Source organism: Desulfobaculum sp. (assembly GCF_054921475.1).
Map to the genome: position 1 here is coordinate 1 of NZ_JBUDSW010000283.1, position 4,282 is coordinate 4,282.

Below are 4,282 nucleotides of genomic sequence, written 5' to 3' on the forward strand. Positions count from 1 at the left end.
CCAATCCGCAGGAAAAGGGCCTCCCACGCGGTGATGGACGTCAGCGGCATGGCTACGGCGTCGGCGGCGCTCAGACTGACCGGAGCGTGCGCGGCGATCCGTTCGTCCACGAGGTGGTATTCGCTGTTGCACCCGGGCCGCGTGATGTCGCCCGCGTAGAACACCCGGTCGCCCGGGACAAAGTCCCGAACCTCACTCCCCACGGCCTCCACAGTGCCAACGGCGTCCCAGCCAAGGACCTTGTTGCCCTCCATGCGCTGGCGGACCTTGGTATCCACAGGATTCATACCTATGGCCACAACCCGCACCACAATATCGCGCGCGCCGGGGGACGGCTTCTCCTGCTCCACAATGCGAAACGCTGCTTCATCTTTGGCGGGCATGCCGCCGCTTGCCTGTATTGTCTTCATGATGTCTGCTCCTTGCAGGTTGGTCGTCCTTATGCTTGTGTGACCTACGGTATCAACAGCTGACATTTCAGCAAGAGCGAACATAAACGACCCATAGTATACTCGGCGGCACCATGAAGAAGAAACATGAATTCAGCGGCTGTCACCAAGGCTGCCCCGTTGAGGCAACGCTGGAAGTCATCGGCGGCAAGTGGAAAGGCATCATTCTGTATCACCTCATGGCGGCAGACGGGCCCATCCGCTTCAACGCCCTGCAGCGGGAACTGCCACAGGTCACCCGGCGCATGCTCACCCGCCAACTCCGCGAGATGGAGGCCGACGGCATCATCCTGCGCACCGCCTATCCGGAAGTTCCTCCACGTGTGGAATATTCCCTGACGCCCAAGGGCGACACCCTTGCGCCCATCATTAATGCTCTGCGGGACTGGGGCGAAAAACACACCCTGCGCCCCGACGGAACACGGGCCTAGCCCGCCCCTCGCCACGGCCCCGTTGCTCCACAGCCCACCGCCCGCAGCGCCCCAGCCTGTGCGCAATGAAAAAAGGGCGGCCGTCATAGACAGCCGCCCCGGTGGTGGTATGTATCTAAGGCGCATCCCCGCGCCAAGGCTTAGCCAGCCGCCTGCGCCCTCTTGTGCAGCGAGGCGCTGACGTCCTTGAGGTTATCCATAATGCCGGACAGCGTGGACACAGCGCCATTGGAGCCCTGAACGTCCTGCTCTGCCTGCCGGACCAATTCTTCCATATTGTGCAGGGCAGCGGCCACCTGCTCCGTTGCCGAAGCCTGCGCCTCTGCGGCCTGCGAAATGCGCGAGGAGCGCTCGTACGCCATCTGTACATCCTGCGCGATGGCGACAAGGTCCTCCCCGGACTTCTCCGAAAGCTCTGCCGTCTGGGTGATTTCCGCGGCGATATCCGACATGGCGCGGGCATTGTCCTGCGCGGACTGCTGGATGCCGTGGATGGTCTGGCCGACCTCCTTGGTGGCGAGCATGGTCTTCTCCGCCAGCTTGCGGACTTCGTCCGCGACAACGGCGAATCCACGCCCGGCCTCGCCAGCACGGGCGGCCTCAATTGCGGCATTGAGGGCCAGCAGGTTCGTCTGGTCCGCAATGTCGGAAATCACGTTCATCACTTCGTTAATGGACTCCGCGTGGTGCTCCAGCGTTTCCATCTCGCCCCGCAATTCCTGCGCGCGGACATGGATGCCCTTGATGGCCGTCACGGAATCCTGCACCGAACGCGCCCCGGCGTTGGCGGCTTCCATCTCGCTTTTCCCCTGATGCATGGCTTCATCGCCCATGGTTCGGATGGACAACGCGGCTTCGCTCAGGCTCTGCATAGCGGCTTCAATCTCCGCCATCTGCGTCTGCTGGCCGCCGGACTTTTCATCCAGCCCCGTCATGTGCGACTGCACCGTCACCATCACGGAATTGCCCTGCACCACGGTCTGCTCCAGCGTGCTGGCCGTGCGGAGCAGTTCCTTGAGGGACGTTTCCACCCGGCCCTGACTGGTCTCCGCTTCGGAGCGGGCGCGGGCGGCCTCGCGGGCCTCCTGCCGGGCGCTTTTCATAGCGTCCTCCAGCTCGCTGTAGCTGCGGCGCAACTGGGCGGCCATGGTATTCATGGTGCGCATCAGTTCGGACAACTCGTCCTTGCCGTCCTCAGGCAGGCTGACGTCCAGCGCGCCGTCGGCAATGCTTTTGGCCCCGACAACCGCCTGCGAAAGCGGGCGCAGAATGCTGCGGATGATGAAGACGCACAGGGGCAGAACAATACAAAGCCCTACTAAGCAAAACACCCCGGCAGTCATCATGATGCGCGGACGCGTGATGGACACCAGCGCCTGCTGCAACCGGTTTTCTGCGGCCTTGATGTTGGACAGATACGCGCCGGTACCAATCCAAATATCCGTACCGGGAATGTAGGCGGCGGAGCCAATCTTCTGCTGCACGCCTTCGCCCGGCTTCTCCCAAGGGAATTCCGTTACGCCGCCGCCGGAGCGGGCGATGCTCAAAAGGTTGCGGATAAGGTATGCGCCGTCCGGACCTTTGAGGCCGCTGAGGTCCTGCCCGATAAGACGGGACATGGTGGCGTGCGCCACGCAGACCGTGCCGCGGTAGGCGTAGAAATACCCGGAGTTGTCCTCGCCAAAGCGGATGGCGTCCAAATTGCGCTGCACAATGGCGTATTGCTCGTCACGGTCCGTCACGCCGCGAAGCTGTGTCGCAAGAGAATTGGCCAGCACCGAGGTGACGACGCTGATTTCCTCCTCCACGTCCTCCAGCTTGGACGCCTTGATATGCTCCACGCTGGACTGCACCAAATACCGGGACGTATCCCAATACGAATACAGCATCACTCCAAGAAGCAGGAATAAAATGCCAACGATGAGCTGAATCCTGACGTTGATCGTCAATTTACGGATCACGATATCCTCCCCGATTGGTATGATTTAGCACCTCATCAGCGCAGGAAAGCAGTGCGGCTCTTTGAGCGCCCAGTCAAGCAGGCCTCATCTTCCCCTCATGCACAGCTCCATTGCCGCTGCCACCGCTGCAGGCGGCAGTCCGCATCACCTCAGGCGTAACACGGCAGAGTCTTGTCCCTCAAAATACTTCATGCCAGTGTTTTTCCATCACTCATGCATTGCGCGCGCCGTATTCAACAGCGCATCGGAGCACTGGACGTATTGCGCCCATGCCGAGGCCGCACCTGTACCATACAAGCTGGCAACGACATATTCATCACAGCCGTGTCACCGGCAGATGAAAATCCATTGCGTCCGCAAAACCATGCAGTAACGATAAAGACGAGAACCTAGCCACCTTTTGTAGCAAAAGGCAAGAGACAAAACTCTTCAAATAGACAGCTGGTGCACTTTTTCCACCACCCACACAACAAAACGTCACCTACGCGACAAAGTGCCACATAAAATCAGCGTCCCCGCGCCGCAGAGGGCAGGACAAACCACAACATGCAGCATGGCGCAGACGCAGAGGCTCCATCTGGATGGACCACGAAACGAAACGGAGCACGCAAAAGGGGCGGATGCCAATGCATCCGCCCCTTGGTGTGTGCCTTCGATTCCGGCGCGGCGTTGCCGCGCCGTCACGCTACTGCGCAAGCTTCAAAATAGCCTCAAAGTCCTTGCCCGTCAGCTTTTTCACTACGCCCATACGGCCGAATCCCACCGCGCTTTTGACGATGTCATCCATACGGGCCATATCCACACCCAGTTCAGCAAGTGTGGTCGGGTGGCCCCAGTCGCGGAGCTTCGCCTTCCATGCGTCTACGGCCTCCTGCACGGAGTCCGCGCCCCAGACCTCTCGCGCCCAGCGGCGGAACAGGTCCGGCTTTGCGTCCGCGCAGTAGGTCACCCACGCGGGTTCGATGACGCCAAGGCCCGCGCCGTGGGAAATCTTGGGGTAGACGGCGCTGATGCCGTGCTCAATGCCGTGGGTCACCCAGTCGCCACCTTCGGCGTGCCCAACCCGCGTGAAGCCATTGATGGCCAGCGTCGCCGCCCATGCCAGACTCGCCCGGGCGTTGTAGTCGCTTTCATCGGCCTTGAGGCGGTCAGTCATGGACACAACGGTGCGCATAAGGCTTTCGTCCATGGCCAGCGTGACCTCGCTGTCACCGCCCGTGAAGTAGACTTCCATCACATGCGAGAGGGTATCCACCGCGCCGTTGACGGTTTGCCACCACGGCAGCCCCGCCTGAACGGACGGGTCAATGGCCGAAACAACAGGATGAAGCGGCTCGCCAAAAAGGGCCCACTTTTTCTGCTCGGCCTCATTGGTGATGACCGCGCCCGCGTTCATCTCGGAGCCGGTGGCGGAGATGGTGAGCACCGTGAAGACGGGCAG

At 61.2% G+C, this 4,282-nt stretch carries 4 protein-coding genes; 1 reads left to right on the forward strand and 3 read right to left on the reverse strand.

Going from position 1 to position 4,282, the window contains the following annotated elements; genetic code table 11:
• The coding region (locus ACY69P_RS14605) for an alcohol dehydrogenase catalytic domain-containing protein (RefSeq protein ID WP_462327999.1) at nt 1–410 on the reverse strand (410 nt) is incomplete at its 3' end.
• 113 nt (nt 411–523) lie between these two features.
• Between ACY69P_RS14605 and ACY69P_RS14610 the strand changes: the two genes are divergently transcribed.
• Nucleotides 524–880: a winged helix-turn-helix transcriptional regulator gene (locus tag ACY69P_RS14610; protein WP_462328000.1), complete on the forward strand. Its 357-nt coding sequence runs from the start codon at nt 524–526 to the stop codon at nt 878–880.
• 140 nt (nt 881–1,020) lie between these two features.
• On the opposite strand, the gene ACY69P_RS14615 is transcribed toward ACY69P_RS14610, so the two are convergent.
• Both ACY69P_RS14615 and ACY69P_RS14620 read right to left on the reverse strand, forming a co-directional pair.
• Complete coding sequence (locus tag ACY69P_RS14615) at nt 1,021–2,841, reverse strand: methyl-accepting chemotaxis protein (protein WP_459901692.1); 1,821 nt, start codon at nt 2,839–2,841, stop codon at nt 1,021–1,023.
• Nucleotides 2,842–3,526: 685 nt separating this feature from the next.
• Nucleotides 3,527–4,282, reverse strand: a 756-nt coding sequence (locus ACY69P_RS14620) for an iron-containing alcohol dehydrogenase (RefSeq protein WP_462328001.1), incomplete at its 5' end; no start/stop codon positions are given.

What these genes read in the sequence shown, in the direction of transcription:
- ACY69P_RS14610 (WP_462328000.1), top strand. Translation starts at nt 524, where the DNA reads ATGAAGAAGAAACATGAATTCAGCGGCTGTCACCAAGGCTGCCCCGTT.